The organism is Brevibacterium aurantiacum, from assembly GCF_007558825.1.
In the GTDB taxonomy this organism is placed as follows: Bacteria; Actinomycetota; Actinomycetes; order Actinomycetales; family Brevibacteriaceae; genus Brevibacterium; species Brevibacterium aurantiacum_A.
The window spans coordinates 1-1431 of record NZ_VLTK01000042.1; the positions used below are offsets into that span (position 1 = coordinate 1).

General features: G+C 52.9%; 1 rRNA gene. It reads right to left on the minus strand.

What is annotated here, in order from left to right:
* Window positions 1–1431 (minus strand): 23S ribosomal RNA (locus tag FO013_RS22135); the annotation flags it as partial.

Genomic DNA, 1431 nt, shown 5'->3' on the forward strand with positions numbered 1-1431 from the left:
AGGTCGGAACTTACCCGACAAGGAATTTCGCTACCTTAGGACCGTTATAGTTACGGCCGCCGTTTACCGGGGCTTCGATCAAGAGCTTCGCGTTGCCGCTAACCCCATCAATTAACCTTCCGGCACCGGGCAGGCGTCACACCGTATACGTCCACTTTCGTGTTTGCACAGTGCTGTGTTTTTAATAAACAGTTGCAGCCAGCTGGTATCTTCGACTGATTTCAGCTCCACCCGCAGGGGCTTCACCTACATATCAGCGTGCCTTCTCCCGAAGTTACGGCACCATTTTGCCTAGTTCCTTCACCCGAGTTCTCTCAAGCGCCTTGGTATTCTCTACCTGACCACCTGTGTCGGTTTGGGGTACGATTTGATGTTACCTGATGCTTAGAGGCTTTTCCTGGAAGCAGGGCATTTGTTACTTCAGCACCGTAGTGCCTCGTCATCACACCTCAGCGTTAAAAGGTTCCGGATTTACCTGGAACCTCCGCCTACATGCTTAAACCGGGACAACCGTCGCCCGGCTAACATAGCCTTCTCCGTCCCCCCTTCGCAGTAACACCAAGTACAGGAATATTAACCTGTTTCCCATCGACTACGCCTTTCGGCCTCGCCTTAGGGGTCGACTCACCCTGCCCCGATTAACGTTGGACAGGAACCCTTGGTCTTCCGGCGAGCGGGCTTTTCACCCGCTTTATCGTTACTTATGTCAGCATTCGCACTTCTGATACCTCCAGCAACCCTCACAGGCCACCTTCAACGGCTTACAGAACGCTCCCCTACCCAACAACACATAGTGTCGCTGCCGCAGCTTCGGTGCATGGTTTAGCCCCGTTACATCTTCCGCGCAGGCCGACTCGACCAGTGAGCTATTACGCTTTCTTTAAATGATGGCTGCTTCTAAGCCAACATCCTGGCTGTCTGTGCCTTCCCACATCGTTTCCCACTTAACCATGACTTTGGGACCTTAGCTGGCGGTCTGGGTTGTTTCCCTCTTCACGACGGACGTTAGCACCCGCCGTGTGTCTCCCGTGATAACATTCTTCGGTATTCGTAGTTTGCATCGGGTTGGTAAGCCGGGATGGCCCCCTAGCCGAAACAGTGCTCTACCCCCGAAGATGAGTTCACGAGGCGCTACCTAAATAGCTTTCGGGGAGAACCAGCTATCTCCCGGTTTGATTGGCCTTTCACCCCCAGCCACAAGTCATCCGCTAATTTTTCAACATTAGTCGGTTCGGTCCTCCAGTTAGTGTTACCCAACCTTCAACCTGCCCATGGCTAGATCACCGGGTTTCGGGTCTATACCCTGCAACTTAACGCCCAGTTAAGACTCGGTTTCCCTTCGGCTCCCCTATACGGTTAACCTTGCTACAGAATATAAGTCGCTGACCCATTATACAAAAGGTACGCAGTCACACCACGAAGGTGCTCCCA